The organism is Caulobacter sp. DMC95 (assembly GCF_056313785.1).
On sequence record NZ_JBQUZP010000008.1, the window covers coordinates 147,841 to 168,871 of the forward strand.

Below are 21,031 nucleotides of genomic sequence, written 5' to 3' on the forward strand. Positions count from 1 at the left end.
AATTCTTTGCAAGAATTTGCAGTCCGATTGGCAAGCTGTCAATCCGTCAACTTGAGGGGATTTGCGCGCCTCGCCGCAGCTTTAACGGCCTCCAAGTGGCGCAAAGAAGCCACACATGGCCCATTCCGAGCCGGCGCGTCGCACTCAGCGATCCCCGTTTGCATATTTTTGTGTTGATTACGTCCCGTTAATTTGCAGTAGTTTGCACCAACGGCCCGCCGCACGACTTCAACAGCGCAGAGCCGGACAGGGAGGGAACTCGTATGAACACCCAATTTTCGCGCCGTCGCGCTTGGCTGATGGCCGGCGGGGCCACGGGCCTGGCGCTCGCCTTCGCCGTCGCTGGTTCGGCTCAAGCCCAGACCGCCGCCCCCGCTGCGGATGACACCAAGGTCGAGGAAGTCGTCATCACCGGCATTCGCGCCGGTCTCGAAAACTCGATCGCGCTCAAGAAGCAATCGACCTCGATCGTCGAAGCCATTTCGGCCGAAGATATCGGCAAGCTGCCGGACACCTCGATCGCCGAATCGCTGGCCCGCCTGCCAGGCTTGACCGCGCAGCGCCTCGACGGCCGCGCCCAGGTCATCTCGATCCGCGGCCTTGGCCCGGACTTCACCTCGACCCTGCTGAACGGTCGCGAACAGGTTTCGACCGGCGACAACCGCGGCGTCGAGTTCGACCAGTATCCTTCGGAAATCCTGTCGGGCGTCGTGGTCTACAAGACCCCCGACGCCGGCCTGATCGGCCAAGGCCTGTCGGGCACCGCCGACCTGCGGACGATCCGCCCGCTGAGCTACGGCAAGCGCATCCTGTCGGCCAACGCTCGCTACGAAATGAACAGCGAGAAGAAGCTGAACCCGGACGCCAAGGACTCGGGTCACCGCTTCAGCGCCACCTACGTCAACCAGTTCGCGAACGATACGGTTGGTCTGGCTCTGGCCATCTCGGACATCTCGACCCCGACCCAGAGCAAGCGCTTCAACGCCTGGGGCTATCCGACCATCAACGCGGCCAATGATCGCGTGATCGGCGGCGCCAAGCCTTACATCCAGTCCAACAACCTCGAGCGCTTCGGCGCCATCGGCGTCCTGGAGTACAAGCCGAACGACAAGGTTACGACGTCGCTGGACGTCTACTACTCGGAGTTCAACGAAGAGCAGATCCTGCGCGGCATCGAGCTGCCGCTGCAATGGTCGTCCGCGACGCTGCAGCCGACGCGCACCACCAGCGCCGGCCTGATCACCAACGGCACGTTCTCGGGCGTCAAGGGCGTGATGCGCAACGACCTGAACACGCGTGACACCACGCTGAAGTCGGCCGGCTGGAACCTGAACTACCTGACCGACAACGGTTGGTCGCTGACGGCGGACCTGAGCTACTCCTCGGCCGACCGCACCGACGTGATCTTCGAATCCTATTCGGGCACTGGCCCGAACGGCGTCGGCGCGACCGACACCCTGGGCTTCACGACCACGCCGGGCGCAGGCACGATGTTCGCCTCGACCCTCGACTACACTGACCGCAACCTGTTCAAGCTGACCGACCCGCAAGGTTGGGGCGGCGGCGCCTCCGGCGGCGCTCTGACCCAGGCCGGCTTCTACAACACCCCGTCGATCACCGACGAACTGACGGCCGCCCGGTTCACCGCCAAGCGCGACCTGGAGTGGGGTCCGGTCAAGTCGGTCGAGTTCGGCGTCAACGCCAGCCGTCGCGAGAAGGACAAGGAAGTCCACGAAAGCTTCCTGACCTTTGGCGGCCGGATCGCTGACGGCGCCCCGACCAGCCGCGCCATCCCGCAAGAAGCCATCATCGGCGTCGCCAAGCTGGACCTGATCGGCATCAAGGCCATGCTGGCCTACGACCCGACCTACCTGCTGAAGAACGGCTTCTACACGCTGATCGCCGACGCCAACCCGGCCGTGCAGACCCGCAACTGGTCGGTCCGTGAAGACGTCCAGGTGGCCTACGCCAAGTTCGGCGTCGACTCCCAGGTCGGCTCGATCCCGGTGACCGGCAACTTCGGCCTGCAGGTGGTTCGCACCGACCAGTTCTCGAAGGGCGTTGCGGTCAATCCTTCCGCGCCGGCCAGCCCGACGGTCACCGATGACGGCGCCAAGTACACCTACGCCCTGCCCAGCGTGAACCTGACGTTCGACGCGGGCAACGAGCTCTATATCCGCGTCGGCGCGGCCCGCACCCTGGCCCGGGCCCGGATGGACGAACTGCGCGCCAGCCAGTCGTTCAACCAGAACACCTCGCGCCTGACCTCGACGGATCCGAACAACTCGTACTTCAGCGCCAACGGCGGCAACCCGAACCTGCGGCCCTACATCGCCGACGGCGTCGACGTTTCGGTTGAAAAGTACTTCGGTCGCTCGGCCTACCTGTCCGCCGCCGTGTACCACAAGGAGCTGTCGAACTTCGTCAACTCCAACTCCTCGTCCTACAAGGACTTCTCGGACTATCTGTTCCTGCTCAGCACCGCGCAGCAGGCTCAGCTGGGCACCAAGATCGGTCTGGTGTCGGGCCCCGACAACGGCGACGGCGGCTACATCCGCGGTCTGGAACTGTCGGCCTCGCTGCAGGGCGACCTGCTGTGGGAACCGCTGAAGTCCTTCGGCCTGATCATCAGCGGCTCGTTCACCGACAGCAAGGTGACGCTGGAAAAAGGCACGAACCCGATCACCATCCCGGGTCTGTCCAAGACGGTCGTCAACACCACGTTCTACTATGAAAAGAACGGCTTCAACGCCCGGATCAGCAACCGCTATCGCGGCAAGTTCCTGGGCGAAGTCGCCGGCCTGAGCGCCGCGCGCGTCTTCCGCACGGTCGACAAGGAGTCGGTTGTCGACGCCCAGATCGGCTACGAATTCCGCGACGGCCCGATGAACGGTTTGTCCCTGCTGCTGCAGGCCAACAACATCACCAACGAGCCCTTCAAGACCTACGACAACAACGATCAGCGCCAGACGATCGACTACCAGAAGTATGGCGCGACCTACATGGTCGGCGTGTCGTACCGCTTCTAATCCCCAAGCCTCCTCCTGCAGTCTTGGAGCCCCGCCGGATCATTCCGGCGGGGTCTTTTTATGAGAGCCTCCGAGCAGAGAGGCAGGCTTGGGCAGGACGCGAATGACCGATACGGCGATCAAGGCCGTGACCATCGTGGGCGGGGGAACCGCCGGCTGGATCAGCGCGGCCCTGCTCTCGCGCACGCTCGGCCCCTCCGTCGCCATCACCGTAGTCGAGTCCGACGAGATCGGCATTGTCGGGGTCGGCGAGGCCACCATCCCGGCCATCCGGTTGTTGAACAGCCTGCTGGGCCTCGATGAGAACGACTTCCTCGCGGCCACGCACGGCACCATCAAGCTGGGAATCGAGTTCGTCGACTGGCACACAGTCGGCCAGTCCTATCTTCACGCCTTCGGCCCCATCGGCCGCCCCCTGGGCATGGCGCCGTTCCATCACTACTGGCTGCGTCGACGCCAGGCCGGACATGATGAGAGCCTGTGGGACTATTCCCTCAACGCCCGCGCCGCGAAGGCCGGGCGCTTCGACCGCGTGGCCCAGGTCGGCGGCGGCTATCTGGACGGGCTTGCCTACGCCTTCCACTTCGACGCCGCGCTCTACGCCCAGTACCTGCGCCGCTACAGCGAGGCGCAGGGCGTCACCCGCGTTGAAGGGCGCATTGTCGGCGTCGACCAGGACGCCGAAAGCGGCTTCGTCACGGGCCTGACCCTGCAGGACGGCCGGAAGGTCGGCGGCGAGTTCTTCATCGACTGCTCGGGCTTCCGGGGCCTGCTGATCGAGGAGACCCTGAAGAGCGGGTATGAGGACTGGCGCGCGTGGCTGCCGATGGACAGCGCCATCGCCGTCCCCTGCGCCTCGGTCACGCCCCTGACGCCCTATACCCGCGCCACGGCGCGCGAGGCCGGCTGGCAGTGGCGCATCCCGCTGCAACACCGTACCGGCAACGGCCACGTGTTCTGCAGCGACTATATCGACGCCGCCCAGGCGACCGACGTGCTGATGGCCAACCTGGACGGCGCGCCCCTCGCCGAGCCGAGGCAGCTACGGTTCATGACGGGCCGCCGCAAGCAGTTCTGGAACCGCAACGTCGTCGCCCTGGGCCTGGCCAGCGGTTTCATGGAACCGCTGGAGTCGACCAGCATCCACCTAGTCCAGTCCGCCCTGAACCGGCTTCTGGCGCTCTTCCCCGACCGCGGCTTCAATCCGATCGAGATCGCCGAGTACAATCGCCAGACGGCCCTGGAGTACGAGTACATCCGCGACTTCCTGGTGCTGCACTACAAGGCCACCACGCGCGAAGACACGCCGTTCTGGCGGGCGGTGCGCCAGATGGACATGCCCGACAGCCTCAAGGCGCGGATCGCGCTCTTCTCCCAGTCGGGTCGCCTGTTCAACCAGGACGACGACCTCTTCAAGGAAGCCAGCTGGATCCAGGTCCTGATCGGCCAGGGCGTTATCCCTGAGGCTTTCCATCCCCTCACCGGCGTCGTCACCGACGCCCAGCTCGACGAGTATCTGGCCAATCTGCGCCAGATCATGAGCCGGGCGATCGACGCCCTGCCCGCCCACGGCGACTTCATCGCCAAAAACTGTCCTAGCCGGCCTGCGCGCGCCTGACCCAGCAGGCGCGCGCGCTCACCGCATCAGGGGCGCTCCAGACGTTCGCGGGCCCGCCGGCGCACCGCGCGGAACACGATCGGCAGCAGTTCCCAGCTGAACGCGCCGATGACGAAGCCGAACAGATAGGCCTCGCGCAGCGGCGGCCAGGGAATGACCGGCAAGCCGACCCGCACCAGAAACCCGGCCAGGATCATCGCCGAAGCGGCTGCGCAGGCCAGCCGCACCAGAAGGCCGCGCTCGACGACGCCCAGCGCGCCGATCTGCACGCAACCATAGACGGCCACGCCGCCCAGAGCGCCCACGATCGCGCGCAGGCGGTCGGGATCGATGTCCATCGAGGCCTCCTCTAGCCCGGGATCGAGGGAATGACGGCTCAAGGGCGTCCCGATCCCCGCGTCGCGGCCGCGACAGCGCTCCGGAACAACCCCGCCGTTAAGAAATGTGCCTGCGGAGCGGCGCGGAGTCGACGGGGCAGAACCAGTGATACGTCCGGTTCTGACGCCGGATCATCATCATTCTGGAGCTGCAAACTGGAATCGGAACAAAAATAGAACATATTATTGCGACGGATCATGGGCGCGCAGACCGGACACGATATTCTCTCGCCAGACTTGGAGAGGCCGCAGAGTCCGAAGAGCCAACATAATTCCAAATTTTACAATTACTTACTCTCAATTATCACCTCTAAGCGCCGCCTTTCAGATCAAAAGCTCATACCCGCTGCGTCGAACCGGGTGAGTTCAGCTAGGCCATTGCCTGAACACCTCGACGCATGGCTACTTGCGTCGCTCAGCGATCTTTGGGGGACACATGCTCAAGCGATGGAATGGCGCAGCCTGCGTAGCGGCCCTGTTGGCGGCGACAATCGCGCCTCCGGCTCTGGCTCAGCCCGAGCCGCTGCGGTCAGCGCCCGCGCCGGCAGCCCCCGAACGGACGGCCGTAACGGCCCTGAAGATCTTGATCGACGAGCACTGGGCCTGGTGGCTCAAGGGCGCGCCGGTGCAGGCCACCCTGCTGGGCGTTCGTGACTATGACGACCAGCTGGACGATCCCTCGCTAGCCTTCGCGGATCGCCGCGCCACCGAAGCGGGAGTCTTCCTCCGGCGACTGGACGCCATCCCTGACGCTGACCTTGCACCGGCCGACCGCGTCAACAAGGCGATCCTGCGACGGATGCTCAGCGAGCAAATCGAGGGCAACGGGTTTGGCCAGCGCACGATGTTGTTCTCGAGCATCAGCAGCTGGCATCAGAACTTCGCAGCCCTACCCGACGTGCTGCCGTTTTTCACCAAGAGCGACTACGAGAGCTATCTGAAGCGGCTGGAGCTCTACCCAACCTACAACGCCGCCTCGATCGCCACGGTGCGCGAGGGGCTCGCCAAGGGCTATGTCCAGCCGTGCGCGCCCATGAAGGCGTTCGGCGGAACGATCACCGCCAGCATCGCCCAGACCCCTGAAGCCTCGACCTTCTACAAGCCCTTCAAGAAACCACGGCCGCAGTCGATTTCGGAAGCCGACTGGAGCGCTATCCAGACGCGAGCCAAGGCTAGCATCACGGGCAAGATCAATCCGGCCTATCAAGCCTTCTCCGACTTCTACGAAAAGGAGTACGCACCGCGCTGCCGCAAGGACGTCGCGGCCAGCGCCCTGCCCCAGGGAGCAGCCTGGTATGCCTACCAGGTGCGCGTGATGACCACGACCACGAAGACGCCCGAGGAGATCCACCAACTGGGCCTTTCGGAAGTGGTCCGCATCCGCGCCGAGATGGACGCAGTCACGGCCAAGAGCGGGATCGCCCCCGATCGCAAGGCCTTCATCGAAAAGCTGCGCACCGACCCGAAGTACTACGCCAAGACCCCATCCGAACTGATGCGCGAGGCGACGTTCCTGGCCAAGACCATTGATGGCTGGATGCCCAAGCTCTTTGGAACCCTTCCGCGCCTGCCCTATACCGTGCGCGAAATTCCGGCCGAGATCGCCGAGGGCAACACCACGGCCTACTACAATGCGGGCTTCGCCAGCACCGGCTCGCCTGGTGTCTACTTCGTCAACACCACACACCTGGATCAGCGGCCGCTCTACGAGATGCCAGCCCTGACGGTGCACGAGGCCGTCCCCGGGCACCACCATCAGATCGCGCTTCAACAGGAATTGGACCTTCCGGAATTCCGCAAGAACGCGGCCTTCTTCACCGGCTTTGTCGAGGGCTGGGGCCTCTATTCAGAGCGACTCGGCATCGAGATGGGCCTGTACGACACGCCTGAGAAGGACATGGGCCGTCTGTCCTATGAGATGTGGCGCGCTTGCCGGTTGGTGGTCGACACCGGAGTCCATGCCAAGGGCTGGACGCGCGACCAGGCGATCGCCTTCATGCTGGATAATACGGCGTTGTCGCGCACCAACATCGAGGCTGAGGTTGACCGCTACATCACCTGGCCCGGTCAGGCCTTGGCCTACAAGCTAGGCGAACTGACGATCCGCGAACTACGGACGCGGGCGGAGAAAACGCTGGGCGACAAGTTCGATCTGCGCGGCTTCCACGACGTGGTGCTTAAAAACGGCGCCGTGCCGCTCGACGTGCTGGAAACACAGGTCAACACCTGGATCGCCGAGCAGAAGGCGCCATAGAGGCTCAGACAAAGCCGCTCCGGTAACCGCCGGAGCGACTTTCGCTTGGCCAGACCATGCGAACGACGTTCGCATCCGCCGCGCCGCAGAACGTAGCGGGAATAAAAACTGTCTAACCGAGCGACGAATGCAAGCTAGGGCGCTGTCTTTGCAGCAGTATTTGAGGCAGGTGGTAGGCCCGGAGGGACTCGAACCCCCAACCAGACCGTTATGAGCGGTCGGCTCTAACCATTGAGCTACAGGCCCGCGCGGAGTCGCGCCGAAGCGCACGCGAGGGGGCGGATTAGCATGAGCCGAACGCGGCTTAAAGCTCCGGTTCAGGTTGGAGCTGTCACGAAGGAACCCTAGCCGTGCGGCGACGCTTTTCTGCGCCGGACAGCCTTGGAGAAAGATCAATGACCCACACTGCTCGCCGCCCCGCCAAGCTAATGCCCGCGATCGCCCTGCCCGCCCTGCTGGGCGGCGCGCTGCTGCTGGGCGCCGCCGCGCCGGCGCTGGCCCAAAGCAACGACGCGGCCTTCAAGGCCACGACCTTCAACCTGTCGGCCTTTGGCGAGACCCTGGTCGCGCCGGACATGGCGACGATCAATCTGGGCGTCCAGACCGACGCGGCCAAGGCGGCGGAGGCGCTCAAGGCCAATGGCGCGCGGATGAACCAGGTGATGGCCGCCCTGAAGAAGGCCGGGATCGCCGCGCGCGACATCCAGACCTCGAACCTGAGCCTGAACGCCCAGTACGCCTATGAGCAGAACCAGCCGCCCAAGCTGACCGGCTATCAGGCCTCGAACCAGGTGACGATCACGGTCCGTGACCTGGCCAAGCTGGGCGCGGCGGTCGACGCCACGGTGGGCGCGGGGGCCAACACGGTCCACGGGATCAGCTTTGGTCTCGCCAACCCGCAGGTGGCCGAGGACGCCGCGCGCCTGGAGGCCGTCAAGGCGCTGCAGGCCAAGGCCGAGCTCTATGGCCGCGCCACGGGCTACAAGGCCGTGCGGCTGGTCAATCTGAGCGAAGGCGGCGGCTACACGCCCGCCCCGCAACCCATGCCGGTGTTCGCCATGGCCAAGCGCGAGATGGCCGACGCCACCAGCATTTCGGCCGGCGAGCTGAAGGTCCGCGTCGACGTCAGCGCGGTCTACGAAGTCAGCAAGTAAGCGTGTGAAAACGCCGCCGTCGGGATGTCCCGGCGGCGGCTATTTTCTCGGCCTAGAAGCCTGCCTTTTCGAAGGCCTGCTCGACGCGATCCTTGATCTCCAGGCCCGGCAAGGCGCGTTCACCCTCCATGACCGCGACATAGGTCAGGTTCCGGGCCGGCTTGCCCGCGCCGGTCGGCACCGGGCCGATCGCCCAGCCCACCGTGTTTCCCGGCGCCGAGCCGCTCTCGCAGCTGAAGAAACGCGCGGGCTTGCCCAGGTTGGCCTGCAGCAGCTTCTCGGCCGTCGTGATGACGCCGTCGCAGGTCGGCAGGTCGCGCGCGCAGGTGACATAGCCGCCGCCGCGCCAGACCAGCTTGCCGCTGGCGGCGTCGGCGATCACCACGCAGGTCGAGCCCGAGCCGATCTGGCGGCCGATGGACTGGGCCAGCACGGTCTCGTCGATCCCGTCAGGCAGCTTGGGCGAGCAGGCGGTCAGGCCCGCCAGGGCCAGAGCGACCAGCGCCCCGCTCTTCATCCAGGGGCGCATCATCGGTCAGGCCGCCTTCTTGATCAGGTTGCCCTCGTCCAGCAGGACGACGGTCGGAGCGTAGTTGCGCGCCTCCTCGGCGGGCAACTGGCAGTAGGTGACCACGATCACCAGGTCGTTCTTCTGAACCAGACGGGCGGCCGCGCCATTGACGCCGATCACTTTCGAGCCGCGCGGGGCCTCGATGGCGTAGGTCGTGAAGCGCGCGCCGTTGGTGATGTTGAGCACGTCGACCTGCTCGTTGGGCAGGATGCCCGAGGCGTCCAGCAGGTCGCGGTCGATCGCGATCGAGCCTTCGTAGTCGAGATCGGCCTGGGTCACCGTCGCGCGGTGCAGCTTGGCCTTCAGCATGGTGAGCAGCATGGCGGGGAAGTCTATCCCTTTGAATGAACTGGAATCTTCTGGGCCGCCACACACAAGGCCCCTCAACAGGTCCCGCCATATAGCCACGAACCCGCGCCGGTTCAATCGCACCGCAACATAGCGACAAAGGTTAACAACCCACCGGTTTCGCGTTAAGGTTTGAAATAACGCGGTTCGGTGGGAACTATCATGCGTTACCCAAGAGGCTGGGCGGTGGCGGGTCTCGTCACCGTCTCACTGGTCGCGGGAGCGGCCTGGATCTCAACAGGCGAAGCCCAGACGCGGCAGGATCCGGGCGCGGCGGCGCCGCCCCCTCGCCCGTCGATCACCGCGCTGGTCGCCCGCCCTCGCGGCGCGGTGGACTGGCAGGCGGCCGTCGGCGGCCTTCGCCAGTCGGCCAATGTCGGGGAAAGCCTGGCGGCCAATCTGAACCGCGAACAGGTCGACAAGACCGCCGTGCCGATCCTGCTGCCGCGCGATCCCAAGCTGACGGCTGGGGCGCGGATCTACAGCTTCGGCGACTACTACACGATCACCGCCGATACCCTGGGCGGCGGCGTCTCGCTCAGCGGCACGACGACGACCGTGCCGGCCGGCAAGCCCCTGAAGGTCGAGAGCGGTCCGGAGATGTTGACCGTACAGCGCACCGTTGACGGCCAGTTGGCCAGCTTCGTGCGCTTTGGCGTGCTCTACACCGTCGAGATCCGCTGCGACGCCGCCGGCGACCCGCGCTGCGCCGACGACAACTATGTGCTGGGCCTGGTCGGCAAGACCACCGCCGTGGTGATGGGCAAGGCTGCGCGGCAAGCCGCCGGGCTGGGAGGCTGAGATGCGCGTTCCTCCCCTCCTGCTGATCGCCGCCCTCGCCCTGGCGCCGCTGACCGCCTGCGGCGACACCACCAAGCCGCCGGCCGGCGAGACGCCGCAGCCGCCCTCGCCTGAACCCGGACCACCGCAACCCGACGACTCGCCCGCCGACGGCGGCGCCGAGCAGCCGGCCAGTGAACCGATTCCGCCAAGCCCGGATCCGGCGCCCAAGCCCGACGAGCCACCCCCGCCCTCGGCGAGCTTCGATCATCAGCCCGCCGGCGCGATCCCCGCCGGTCAGGGGCCCGGCTATCTGGACCGCACGGTCTGGTCGCCGAACATGTGCTGGCCGCTGGCCGAGGCCGGCTTCCCCAACTCGCAGGTCTATGGTCCGGGCGGCGGCATGGGACCGCCCGGCAAGCCCAGCCAGTGCGACACCCTCAACTACACCCTGCCCTGGCGCGACACCTTCTGCGAGGCGCGGTCGCGGTCCAACCCGCTTTGCGCGGGCTCCGGCACAGGGCATCAGGGGCAGGACATCCGCCCGGCAAGCTGCAAGAAGAACCAGCACTGGGCTGTCGCCGCCGAGGCCGGGACGATAACCGACATCGGCTCATATTCGGTGACGCTCGTCGGCCAGGCCGCGCCGCACTACACCTACCGCTACCTCCACCTGCAGATGGCCACCCTGGCGGTGAAGGAAGGCGACAGCGTCGCCAAGGGCCAGCAGCTGGGCAAGGTGTCCAACGACTTTGGCGGCACGCCGACCACGATCCACCTGCACTTCGAGATCCGGGCGGGCGTCGCCGGGACCACGACGGATGGCAAGCCCGTGGCCCTGCATACCTTCCTGCCGCCCTATCTGAGCCTGGTTCAGGCCTATCAGCGCAAGCTGAGCGGCCAAACCTGTGGTTAGGCGGTAGCGGCCTTCAGGAAGGCCGTCATGTCGGTCAGCAGCGTGGCCTTGCGCCGGAACGGGCGTGAGAGCGCCAGCACCGCGCCCGCATGGTCAACGCCCGGATAGTGCCGCTCCTCGACCTTGGCGCCCTTGTCGCGCAGGGCGGCGGCCAGCTTGCGGGTGTTGCGCGGATAGACCGTTGTGTCCTTGTCGCCCGTCGCCAGGAAGGCGGCCGGCGCATCGGCGCGGGCGAAGGCGATCGGCTGCGTCGCCGTCAGGTCCGCCGCGTCCCCGAAGGTCCGCTCGGTGATCGCGCCCTTCAGGGGCAGGAAGTCATAAGGCCCAGAAAGGCCCGCGAAGGCGCGAACCGCCTTGGGATCGACCTGGACGCTGCGCAGATATCGCGGGTCCAGCGCCAGCATGGCCGCGTTGTAGGCTCCCGCCGAATGGCCGACCAGCACGATCCGCTCCGGATCGCCGCCAAGGGCCGCGGCGTTGTCCACGGCCCAGCGCACCGCCTTGGCGCAGTCGTCCAGGAAATCGGGAAACCGCACCTCGGGATACAGGCGATAGTCCGGCGCGAGGGTGAGAAAACCCTGCGCGGCGATCGCTCGGGCGGCCCAGCCATAGTCGCCCTTGCGGCCGCTGTCCCACGATCCGCCGTAGAAGAACACCGCCACCGGCGCCGGACCGTGCGCGATCGGCGGCGCATAGATGTCCACCCCGCCGCGCGGGCCGTCCATGTAGCGCGCGCCCCGCGCCTCGCGGCGGGCGGCGTCCTTCGGGGTGAACGTAGCGAAGACCGAGAGCGGCGAACACGCCGCCGTCACCGTCGCCGCCAAGACCGCCAACCCCGCGCGCCGGCTCATCCTTGTCTCCGCCATGCCCTGATCTCCAACGCTGCGCTCATTGAGCGTACGGGCGCGGATCGGGTTCGGATGCGGGGAACCGCCGTCATCGCGTCTCACCGCAGGTTACAGCTTGAAGCCGCCGCCCTCGATCTTGGCGCAGAGCGTCTTGGTGATCTTCACATAGCCCTTGGCCGGATCGCGGAAGTACAGCGGATCCTTGGTCTTGGACGGGTCGAAGCCCTCGTTGACGAGATCGATCTTGCGGTACTTGAAGGTGCCCGTGGTCTCGATCGCCTTCTGCAGGCGCACGAACACCGGCCGGGCGTAGCTGGGCAGGGTCTCGTCGACGTACTTGGCGAACGCCTCAAGGTCGAAGTCGCCTTCGGTGACCAGCGAGGCCATGCCCGCCTTGCCATCAAGGTCGCCAACCTTGACGCCATAGACATTGACCTCGAGGACGCCGTCGAAGCCGGCGATACGCTCGGCGACCTCAGAGGTGGCGACGTTTTCGCCCTTCCAGCGGAAGGTGTCGCCGATCCGGTCGATGAAATAGATATAGCCGTCGTGGTCGACCTTCATCAGGTCACCGGTGCGGAACCAGGCGTCGCCCTTCTCGAAGACGTCGTGCAGCACCTTCTTCTCGGTCGCGGCCTTGTCGGCGTAACCGGTGAAGTTCGAGCGCGCGTCGCTGCCGATATGGCCAATGCACTCGCCGACCTCTTCGGGACCCGCCTCGATGCAGCACCCGTCCGACCCACGGATCGGGGTTTCGGTCTCGACGTCGAACTTGACGATGCGGAAGTTGAACTTCTTGCGCAGATAGCTGGGGATGCGTCCGATGGCGCCACGCTTGCCGTCAAAGTTGAAGAACGAGACGTTGCCTTCGGTGGCGCCGTAGAACTCCAGAACATCGCCGACCTTGAAGCGGTCCAGCATGTCGTCCCAGACATCGGCGCGCAGGCCGTTGCCGAAAATCATCCTGATCTTGTGGGCGCGCTCCAGCTCATGCTCGGGCTGGTTGGCGAGGTAGCGGCAGAGCTCGCCGATGTAGACGAACATGGTGCACTGCTCGGCCACGATCTCAGGCCAGAAGTGTGTCGCCGAGAACTTCTTGCGCAGCACGATCGAGCCGCCGGTCAGCAAGCCCGCGCCCATAGCGCACAAGCCGCCGGTGGCGTGGTAGAGCGGCAGTGTGACGTAGATACGGTCGGTGTCTTTGGCGCCCGTCGAGCCGGCGAACCCGCGCATGTAGAGCTGGGCGCGCATATGGGTGATGCGCGCGGCCTTCGGCAGGCCGGTGGTGCCGCTGGTGTAAATGTAGAGCGCCGTATCGGAGGCGGTCAGGCCCTCCCGGGCGGTCTCGCGATCAGGACGCAGCTGGCTGCAACTCTTCAGAGCTTTCAGCAGGTCGCGCTGGTCGTCATGGACGGGCCCTAGCACCCACTGCTGCACATGGCGCTCAAGCTGGCCTTTCACATCCTCGAAGCAGGGCGATGTCTCGGTGTCGACGATGCAGTGCAGCGCGTGGGAGATGTTCAGACAGTGGGCCAGCGCCGCGCCGGTCAGCTGATTGTTGATCAAGGCGGTGGCGACCCCGACCTTGGTCAAGCCGTACCAGATCGCCAGATACTCGATGCGGTTGGGCATGAAGAGCGCGACAGTCTGGCCGCGCGTCAGACCCAGGCCCTTGGCCCAGTGCGCGTAGCGGTTCGCCATCGCGTCCAGCTCGGCGTAGCTGATCGTCTTGCCTTCGAAGGTGATGGCCGGACGCGGCCCCCATTTGTCGACGGCGGCCTCCAGATCATCACAGATCAGGTTGGGACTGTCCGGAGCGATCGTCTTCACGCGTTTGAGGGTCCGGGAGAGCCCCTTCAGAAACCGGATTTCCCGCTTAATCTTATGGCTCAAACGCATTCTTCTCTCCCTTGATGCAACCATTGGAGAGCCCCGCGCGGCGGGTCAAGACGCCGCGTGCTGCATTGCAAACCTATCGATGTTCTTGGAAGACGGCGCTGCGGCGCCTGGACTTACGCTTCCGCTACGGCGCCTTGATCGGCTCAAGTCGCCCTCGGCGGACCGGCTTGTCGCGCGGCCGCCGAGGGCGCTTGTCAGCCGGCCGCCAGACGACGCTGATCGTCGCGGGCCGCCTTCAGCTTCTCAGCCACAAGGAACGCTAGTTCCAGCGCTTGCTCGCCGTTCAGGCGGGGATCGCAATGGGTGTGATAGCGATCCGCGAGCTCGGTCTCAGAGACGGCGCGAGCGCCACCCAGGCATTCGGTGACGTTCTGGCCCGTCATCTCCAGGTGGACGCCGCCGGGGTGAACGCCCTCGGCCTGGGCGATCTCCACAAAGCTCTTCACTTCGGACAGGATCCGGTCGAACGGGCGGGTCTTGTAGCCCGTCGAGGCCTTCAGCGTGTTGCCGTGCATGGGATCGGTGGCCCAGACCACCGAGCGCCCCGCCGACTTGGTCGCCTTCATCAGGCGCGGCAGACGGTCGGCGATCTTGTCCGAGCCGAAGCGGCCGTAGAGGGTCAGCCGACCCGGCTCGTTGTGCGGGTTCAGCACATCGATCAGGCGCAGAAGGTCGTCGCCCTCCATCGTCGGACCGCACTTTAGGCCGATCGGATTCTTCACGCCGCGCATGAACTCGACGTGGGCGCCGTCCAGCTGGCGGGTGCGCTCACCGATCCACAGCAGGTGGGCGCTGGTGTCGTACCAGTCGCCCGAGGTGCTATCGACGCGGGTCATGGCTTCCTCGAAGCCCAGCAGCAGGGCCTCGTGGCTGGTGAAGAACTCCACGCGACGCAGGTCTGGCTGGGTGTCGGGCGTCACACCGACCGCCGCCATGAAGGTCAGGGCCTCGCTGATTTTTTCCGACAGCTCGCGGTAGCGGGCGCCCTGCGGGCTGTCGCCCACGAAGCCCAGCGTCCAGCGGTGGATATTGTAGAGATCGGCATAGCCGCCGCTGGCGAAGGCGCGTAGCAGGTTCAGGGTGGCGGCCGACTGGCCATAGGCCTTCAGCAGGCGGTCCGGATCGGGAACCCGCTCGGCCTCATTGAAGTCCATGCCGTTGATGATGTCGCCGCGGTAGGACGGCAGGGTCACGTCGCCCTGGACCTCGGTCGGCTCCGACCGCGGCTTGGCGAACTGGCCGGCGATGCGACCGACCTTCACCACGGGCTTTCCGCCGGCGAAGGTCAGGACCACCGCCATCTGCAGGATCAGACGGAAGGTGTCGCGGATATTGTCCGCATGGAATTCCTTGAAGCTCTCGGCGCAGTCGCCGCCCTGCAGAAGGAACGCCCGTCCTTCGGCCACCTCGCCAAGTTGGCTCTTGAGGCGACGCGCCTCGCCAGCGAACACCAGAGGCGGCATCTGACGCAGCGTCTGCTCCACCCGTTCAACCGCGCCCATGTCCGGATAGTCGGTGGGCAGGTGCTTGGCGGGCTTGGCTCTCCAGGCGGCGGGGGTCCAACGGGCGGTCATGTCGAGGCTCGATTACTACAAAGGGCGCGGTAGATACCGCAAATGGATGGAAAAGGCAAAATCGTGCGGCAGAGGGCCACCGATCCGCCACGCGGGAACATTCGTTGTCGCCTTAGGCGCGTACTGCGCTGGATTTTTGCGCTACGCCACAGGCGATGACGGCCAGCGCGCCCAGCGCGAGCCACCACTCCTGCCAGACGCCGAAGCTGAGCCCCCCGATGACCAGATAGGACACTGTCACCGCCGCCGCCATGGCGCCGTCGCGCCTGTTTTCGCCCGTCCAGCCGACAATCCGGTAGAGAACCCAGGCGAAGAACGCCGCCGCCATGGCCGCGCCCATGGCTCCCAGCTCGAGCCAGAGCTGCAAGGCGGCGTTGTGGGTGTGCAGCGGGATGGCCGGCCCGAAATTGCGACTGGCGTCGACCCCCCAGCCGCGAAGAGCGTGCTCGACGATCTGATTGCCGGTGAACGCCCAGATGTTGAGGCGGTGATCCCAAGACGCCGGCGCGATCACGTGCAGCCAGGCGAAAAGACCCGAGCGCACGCCCCAAAGCACGACCATCGGCGCAAAGATGAACAGGACCGACACGGCCGGGATCAGGCCGCGCACAAACGGCTTGCCGATCGTACGGGCTCCCAGCCAGGCGACGCCGCCGAGGATCAGCGCCGCTATGGGTGCGTCGGCTCCCGTGAGATGCGCGCCGGACACGAGACACACGGCGATCAGAGCGATGGCGATGTTCCGCCCTCGAAAGTTCCAGGCGTCCAGGATCCTGACGCACGGCCAGAACAGCAGGATCGCCGGATAGGTCGCCAGTGACACCTTGACCATCGCCAGATCCGGGCGGATCGGCTCCTCGGTCAGATTGTGCAGGACCTGATAGATCTTTGCGCCTAGCGCCCCATCGACAAAGGTGATCAAGGCCAGGAAGGCGACGCCGATCAGCATCACCCTCCCCGCCAGGCGGGCTGAGCGACTAGACATCTGCGCCAGCCCCGCCACCGCAGCGCCGTAGAGCGCCAACTGGAGGACCAGCTTCAGAGCGGTGAACTTCTCAACGTCCTTGTCGCGCTTAAGGTCAGCCAGATGCGGCGCGGCGGGGCTCCAGTTGAGGCTGATCAGCGCCCATCCGACGAGAACCACCAGCGCCAGCATCGGCAGGAGCGGCGCTCTGGAGCGCGCCAGGCTCGGCGCAGCCAGCAGACCCACCAAGCTCAGCAAGGCCGCGTACCAGAGCGGGATCAGGTAGCCGATGAGCGGCGTCATCACCATCGCGAAGACGGCGAGCGCGCCCAGCCACCGGGTCCGACGCTCCGGAGCGGTCGCCTGGATCATCCCACCCCGCCGACTTCGGCCGGCACGTACTTCTCGCGCATGGTCACCAGTTCCTCGGCGAGGGTCGGGTGCACGGCGCAGGTGGAGTCCCACTGCGGCTTGGTCACGCCCATCTTCACTGCGATCGCCGCCATCTGGATAATCTCAGGCGAGTCCGGGCCAACCACATGGACGCCGACGATGCGCTCATCGTCCTGCTTGACGACGAGCTTGATCAGGCAGCGCTCCTGGCCGCCGTAGAAGGTCACCTTCATCGGGCGGAAGACCGAGCGATAGATGTCGACCTTGCCGAACGCCTGCCGCGCCTCGGCCTCGCTCATGCCCACCGCGCCGACGGGCGGCTGCGAGAAGACGGCTGAGGCGACCAGGTCGTGATCAAAGGTGGTCGGATTGCCGTAGAACTCGGTCTGGGCGAAGGCCGCGCCCTCGCGGATCGCCACCGGCGTCAGGTTGATCCGGTCGGTGACGTCGCCGACGGCCCAGATGCTGTCGACATTGGTCTTGGAGAACTTGTCGACCGCGATCGCGCCCTTGTCGTTCAGCTTCACGCCGGCCTTCTCGAGACCCAGCCCCTGAACATAGGGCTCGCGACCGGTGGCGAACATCACCGCCTCGGTCTCGAAGGTGAGGTCGTTGCTGAGCGTGCTGAGCAGACGGCCGTCCTCCATCTTCTCGATGCTCTTGTGCGAGCAGCCGAGCACGACCTTGATGCCGCGCTTCTCGAGCTCGTCGGCCAGGTGCATCCGGACGTCGTCATCGAAGCCGCGCAGGATGTTGGCGCCGCGATAGAGCAGCGTGGTCTGAACGCCGAGGCCAGCATAGATGCCCGCGAACTCGACGGCGATATAGCCGCCGCCCACCACCAGCACGCTCTTGGGCAGGGTCGGCAGATGGAACGCCTCGTCCGAGGTGATTCCGAGTTCGGAACCCGGAAACACCGGACGCACCGGACGTCCGCCAGTGGCGACCAGGATCTTGCGGGCAGTGTAGGTCCCCGCATCGTCGCTGCCGTCCTTGGGCAGGACTTCCACGGTGTGGGCGTCGACGATCTGGGCGCGGCCGTGCAGCAGGTGCGCGCCCGCCTTCTGGAGATTGGTGACGTAGATGCCGGACAGGCGCGCGATCTCGACGTCCTTTTCGTGCAGGAAGGTCTTCCAGTCGAAGCGGGCGTCGTTGATCGTCCAGCCATAGCCCTTGGCCGTCTTCAGCTGGCTGGTGACCTCGCTGGCGTAGACCATGAACTTCTTGGGCACGCAGCCGCGAACCACGCACGTGCCGCCGACACGATACTCCTCGGCCACGGCCACCTTGGCCCCGCTCAGCGCCGCCAGACGCGCCGCGCGCACGCCGCCCGAGCCTGCGCCGATGACGAAGAGGTCGAAGTCGTAGTCAGCCATGAGCGGCCTCCGGAAGCAAAACGGGTCGGCTTATGTAGGACGTCAGGGCTGCAGGCGCACCACGCCGTCGTCCGTACCGACCAGGGCCTCGTCGGCGAGGTCAAGGAACAGGCCGTGATCGACAACGCCGGTGACGCTCTTGAGCGCCGCCGCCAGAGCCGTCGGGTCGTCAATCTTTCCCGAGGCCATGTCGTAGATCAGGTTCCCTCCGTCGGTCACGACCATGCCACGCTCTGCGGTGCGCAGGCGCGGCGGCGGCAGGTCGAACTCGGCGGCGATGTCCGCCAGACGGTGGCCGGTGTGGACGTGGCCGAAGCGCACCACCTCGATGGGCAGCGGGAACTTGCCCAGGGCCGATACGCGCTTGGCGGCGTCGGCGATCACGACGCACCGAGTCGACGCTTCCCAGACCAGCTTTTCCCGTAGCAGCGCCGCGCCACCGCCCTTGATCAGCGACAGGCCCGGGCCGATCTCGTCTGCGCCGTCCACGGTCAGATCAATGGTCTTCACGTCATCCAGCGCCGCAAGCGGAATTCCCAACGCACGGGCGAGATTGGCGGTGGCCTCAGAGGTCGGCACGCCGCGAATGTCCTTCAGACCACGCGCGGCCAGCGCCTTGACGAACCAGGCGGCCGTTGAGCCGGTGCCCAGGCCGACCACCATGCCGGTCTCGACAAGCTCGGCGGCGGCTTCGCCCGAACTGCGCTTCTGGTCGTCGGCGCTCATGCCTTCTTGTCCTTCTTCTTGTCCTTCTGGGCCTGCTTGAGCGCCCGGAACTTGGTGGCCCAGCCGGCCTTGATCTTCTGGTCAGCGCGCGACAGCGCCAAAGCCCCGTCCTCGACGTCCTTGGTGATCACCGACCCGGAACCAGTCATCGCGCCATCGCCCACTCGCACGGGCGCGACCAGAGCGCTGTTGGAGCCGATGAACGCGCCCTTGCCCACATGGGTCTCGAACTTCTCGAAGCCGTCGTAGTTGCAGAAGATGGTGCCGGCGCCGATGTTGGCCTTATCGCCCACCGAGCCGTCGCCCAGATAGCTGAGGTGGTTGGCCTTGGCGCCCGCGCCGACCTTGACCTTCTTGACCTCGACGAAGTTGCCGATATGGGCCTCGGGCCCAATCTCGGCGCCAGGCCGCAGGCGTGCATAGGGACCGATCAGAGCCCCCTCGCCCACGACCGCGCCTTCCAGATGGCTGAACGCCTTGATCACCGCGCCGCTGGCGACGCTGACGCCGGGGCCGAACACCACGAACTGCTCGACCACCGCGCCGCCGGCGATCTCGGTGTCCCAGGCCAGGTGAACGGTCTCCGGAGCGGGCATGGTGACCCCCTCGATCATCAGCGCCCTGCGGCGGTTCTGCTGCCAGACTGCCTCGGCGGCGGCGAGCTCGGCCTGGGCGTTGACGCCCTGCACCGACGCTTCAGGGGCGAAGGCCGCGCGGGTCGACAGGTGACGCTCATGCGCCAAGCCCACGACGTCGGTCAGATAGTACTCGCCCTTGGCGTTGTCGTTGCGGACATTAGCCAGTAGCTCGAACAGCACGGCGCGATCGGCGGCCAGAACCCCCGAGTTGCAGTGCTTGACCTGCTTGGTCGCAAGGTCAGCCTCCTTTTCCTCGACGATGCGCAGCAGCACATGCCCCGGCGCCAGGATCAGGCGGCCATAGCCGGTGGGGTTCTGCGCCTCGAAGCCCAGCACCGCGACATGCGCGCCGTTCGTGATCAGGTCGAACAGCGGCGCGATCACCGGCGCGGTCGTCAGCGGACAGTCGGCGTAGGTGACCACGACGTCGCCGTCGAAATCGGCCAGGGCGTCCTTGGCGGCCAGGACCGCGTGACCGGTGCCCAGCGGCGGGTCCTGGATCACGGTGGCGTTGGGGCCCAGGCGCTTGCGGGCGCTTTCGCCGACCTGCGGGCTGTGAGCGCCCACCACGACGATGATCCGCTCGCAGCCCAGGCCCTGGGCGGCGTCGATGGCGTGGTCCAGCAGGGTCCGCCCCGCCAGCTTGTGCAGCACCTTGGGCGTCGGCGACTTCATCCGCGTACCCTGCCCGGCGGCCAGGATCACGGCGGCGCGCGGACGAACAGGCTTGGAAACGGACTCGGTCATGGTCCTGGCGACTCCCTGGAGGCGAACCAAAGTTGCATTAGCCGTGCAATTGCCCGAAAGGCCAGAGCCATGAGCATGCTTGATGACCTGAACGGGGCGACCATCGCCTTCGACTTGGACGGCACCCTTGTCGACACGGCCCCCGACCTGGTCGGCGCGTTGAACATCATCCTCGCCCAGGAATCGCTGCCGCCTCTGCCCTTCGATGAGGTGCGCTTGATGGTCGGTCGGGGCGCACGCGCCCTGCTGGAGCGCGGTTTCGCCGCCGCCGGCGCGCCGCTCGACGCCGAGCAAGCGCCTGCGCTCGTGCAGCGGTTCATCGACGTTTACCTCGCCCGCATCGCCGATGAGAGCGCGCCCTTCCCCGGCGTGGTCGAGGTCTTGACCGACCTCAAGGCCGCCGGCGCGAAACTGGTCGTCTGCACCAACAAGCTCACCAACCTGTCGACGGCGCTGCTCGACGCCGTGTCGCTGTCGCCGTTCTTCGAGGCGGTGATCGGCGCGGATCTGGCCCCCGCCGCCAAGCCGGACGGTCGCCACGTCGCCGCCGCCGTCGCCGCCGTGGGCGGAGACGTGGCCCGCGCCGTGATGATCGGCGACAGCGTCAACGATGCGCTCGGCGCGCGCAACGCCGGCGTCCCGGGCGTGCTGGTGTCTTTCGGCTACACCGAAGATCCGGTCGAGACCCTGGGCGCGGATCTGGTCATCCACAGCTTTTTGGACGTGCCTAAGGCGTGCATCTCGCTTTTGGCCTCTTGCCCCGCGCCGAACACCGGGCTATAGCCCCCGTCCTCTCGCGGATCGGTCCCTTTCGGGGCC

16 protein-coding genes, 1 tRNA gene and 2 pseudogenes are annotated in these 21,031 nt (G+C 66.2%); 7 read left to right on the plus strand and 12 right to left on the minus strand.

The features are described from left to right. The first annotated feature begins 263 nt into the window (after positions 1-263). Together ACT53N_RS17740 and ACT53N_RS17745 are read left to right on the plus strand one after the other, a co-directional pair. Complete coding sequence (locus ACT53N_RS17740; RefSeq protein ID WP_476065112.1) at positions 264-3,029, plus strand: TonB-dependent receptor; 2,766 nt, start codon at positions 264-266, stop codon at positions 3,027-3,029. Between the two features lie 103 nt (positions 3,030-3,132). Continuing rightward, positions 3,133-4,647: a tryptophan halogenase family protein gene (locus ACT53N_RS17745; protein ID WP_476065145.1), complete on the plus strand. Its 1,515-nt coding sequence runs from the start codon at positions 3,133-3,135 to the stop codon at positions 4,645-4,647. 26 nt (positions 4,648-4,673) lie between these two features. Here ACT53N_RS17745 and ACT53N_RS17750 read toward each other — a convergent pair. Together ACT53N_RS17750 and ACT53N_RS17755 are read right to left on the minus strand one after the other, a co-directional pair. Beyond that, positions 4,674-4,781 (minus strand): annotated as a pseudogene (locus ACT53N_RS17750) (hypothetical protein); the annotation flags it as partial. Continuing rightward, positions 4,767-5,027, minus strand: a pseudogene (locus ACT53N_RS17755) (hypothetical protein); the annotation flags it as partial. The pseudogenes ACT53N_RS17750 and ACT53N_RS17755, both read right to left, overlap by 15 nt. A gap of 433 nt (positions 5,028-5,460) precedes the next feature. On the opposite strand from ACT53N_RS17755, the gene ACT53N_RS17760 reads away from it, so the two are divergent. Then, entirely contained in the window at positions 5,461-7,278 is a 1,818-nt protein-coding gene (locus ACT53N_RS17760) for a DUF885 domain-containing protein (RefSeq protein WP_476065113.1), read from the plus strand. Between the two features lie 170 nt (positions 7,279-7,448). Here ACT53N_RS17760 and ACT53N_RS17765 read toward each other — a convergent pair. Then, positions 7,449-7,524, minus strand: a tRNA-Ile gene (locus tag ACT53N_RS17765). 149 nt (positions 7,525-7,673) lie between these two features. Between ACT53N_RS17765 and ACT53N_RS17770 the strand changes: the two genes are divergently transcribed. Next, positions 7,674-8,432, plus strand: coding sequence for an SIMPL domain-containing protein (locus ACT53N_RS17770; RefSeq protein ID WP_476065114.1), 759 nt, complete (start codon positions 7,674-7,676; stop codon positions 8,430-8,432). A 52-nt stretch (positions 8,433-8,484) separates the two neighbouring features. Here ACT53N_RS17770 and ACT53N_RS17775 read toward each other — a convergent pair whose 3' ends face one another. Together ACT53N_RS17775 and panD are read right to left on the minus strand one after the other, a co-directional pair. Next, entirely contained in the window at positions 8,485-8,964 is a 480-nt protein-coding gene (locus ACT53N_RS17775; protein WP_476065115.1) for a hypothetical protein, read from the minus strand. A gap of 3 nt (positions 8,965-8,967) precedes the next feature. Continuing rightward, positions 8,968-9,324, minus strand: a complete 357-nt coding sequence (gene panD, locus ACT53N_RS17780; RefSeq protein WP_476065116.1) for an aspartate 1-decarboxylase — start codon at positions 9,322-9,324, stop codon at positions 8,968-8,970. Between the two features lie 177 nt (positions 9,325-9,501). Between panD and ACT53N_RS17785 the strand changes: the two genes are divergently transcribed. Together ACT53N_RS17785 and ACT53N_RS17790 are read left to right on the plus strand one after the other, a co-directional pair. Continuing rightward, positions 9,502-10,152 carry a hypothetical protein gene (locus ACT53N_RS17785; protein ID WP_476065117.1) on the plus strand — a complete coding sequence of 217 codons (651 nt, stop codon included), beginning with the start codon at positions 9,502-9,504 and terminating at the stop codon, positions 10,150-10,152. Between the two features lies 1 nt (position 10,153). After that, positions 10,154-11,047 (plus strand): M23 family metallopeptidase, encoded by an 894-nt coding sequence (locus ACT53N_RS17790; RefSeq protein ID WP_476065118.1) that lies wholly within the window; start codon positions 10,154-10,156, stop codon positions 11,045-11,047. On the opposite strand, the gene ACT53N_RS17795 is transcribed toward ACT53N_RS17790, so the two are convergent. The 7 genes from ACT53N_RS17795 to glmU all read right to left on the minus strand — a co-directional run bounded on the left by ACT53N_RS17795 (position 11,044) and on the right by glmU (position 20,212). Next, on the minus strand, positions 11,044-11,913 hold the full coding sequence (locus tag ACT53N_RS17795) for an alpha/beta hydrolase (RefSeq protein WP_476065119.1): 870 nt from the start codon (positions 11,911-11,913) through the stop codon (positions 11,044-11,046). The genes ACT53N_RS17790 and ACT53N_RS17795 overlap by 4 nt on opposite strands. Before the next feature lie 90 nt (positions 11,914-12,003). Then, positions 12,004-13,794, minus strand: a complete 1,791-nt coding sequence (locus ACT53N_RS17800; RefSeq protein ID WP_476065120.1) for a long-chain-acyl-CoA synthetase — start codon at positions 13,792-13,794, stop codon at positions 12,004-12,006. A gap of 194 nt (positions 13,795-13,988) precedes the next feature. Beyond that, entirely contained in the window at positions 13,989-15,368 is a 1,380-nt protein-coding gene (locus tag ACT53N_RS17805) for a class II 3-deoxy-7-phosphoheptulonate synthase (protein ID WP_476065121.1), read from the minus strand. Positions 15,369-15,480: 112 nt separating this feature from the next. Then, positions 15,481-16,704, minus strand: a complete 1,224-nt coding sequence (locus ACT53N_RS17810; protein ID WP_476065122.1) for an O-antigen ligase family protein — start codon at positions 16,702-16,704, stop codon at positions 15,481-15,483. Next, positions 16,701-18,101 (minus strand): glutathione-disulfide reductase, encoded by a 1,401-nt coding sequence (gene gor / locus ACT53N_RS17815; RefSeq protein WP_476065123.1) that lies wholly within the window; start codon positions 18,099-18,101, stop codon positions 16,701-16,703. Before gor ends, ACT53N_RS17810 begins: the two co-directional genes overlap by 4 nt. Before the next feature lie 42 nt (positions 18,102-18,143). Beyond that, positions 18,144-18,827, minus strand: coding sequence for a ribose-5-phosphate isomerase RpiA (gene rpiA, locus ACT53N_RS17820; RefSeq protein ID WP_476065124.1), 684 nt, complete (start codon positions 18,825-18,827; stop codon positions 18,144-18,146). Next, complete coding sequence (glmU, locus tag ACT53N_RS17825; RefSeq protein WP_476065125.1) at positions 18,824-20,212, minus strand: bifunctional UDP-N-acetylglucosamine diphosphorylase/glucosamine-1-phosphate N-acetyltransferase GlmU; 1,389 nt, start codon at positions 20,210-20,212, stop codon at positions 18,824-18,826. The genes rpiA and glmU overlap by 4 nt, the downstream gene beginning before the upstream one ends. Positions 20,213-20,281: 69 nt before the next feature. Between glmU and ACT53N_RS17830 the strand changes: the two genes are divergently transcribed. Next, positions 20,282-20,995 (plus strand): phosphoglycolate phosphatase, encoded by a 714-nt coding sequence (locus ACT53N_RS17830; protein ID WP_476065126.1) that lies wholly within the window; start codon positions 20,282-20,284, stop codon positions 20,993-20,995. Positions 20,996-21,031 lie beyond the last annotated feature (36 nt).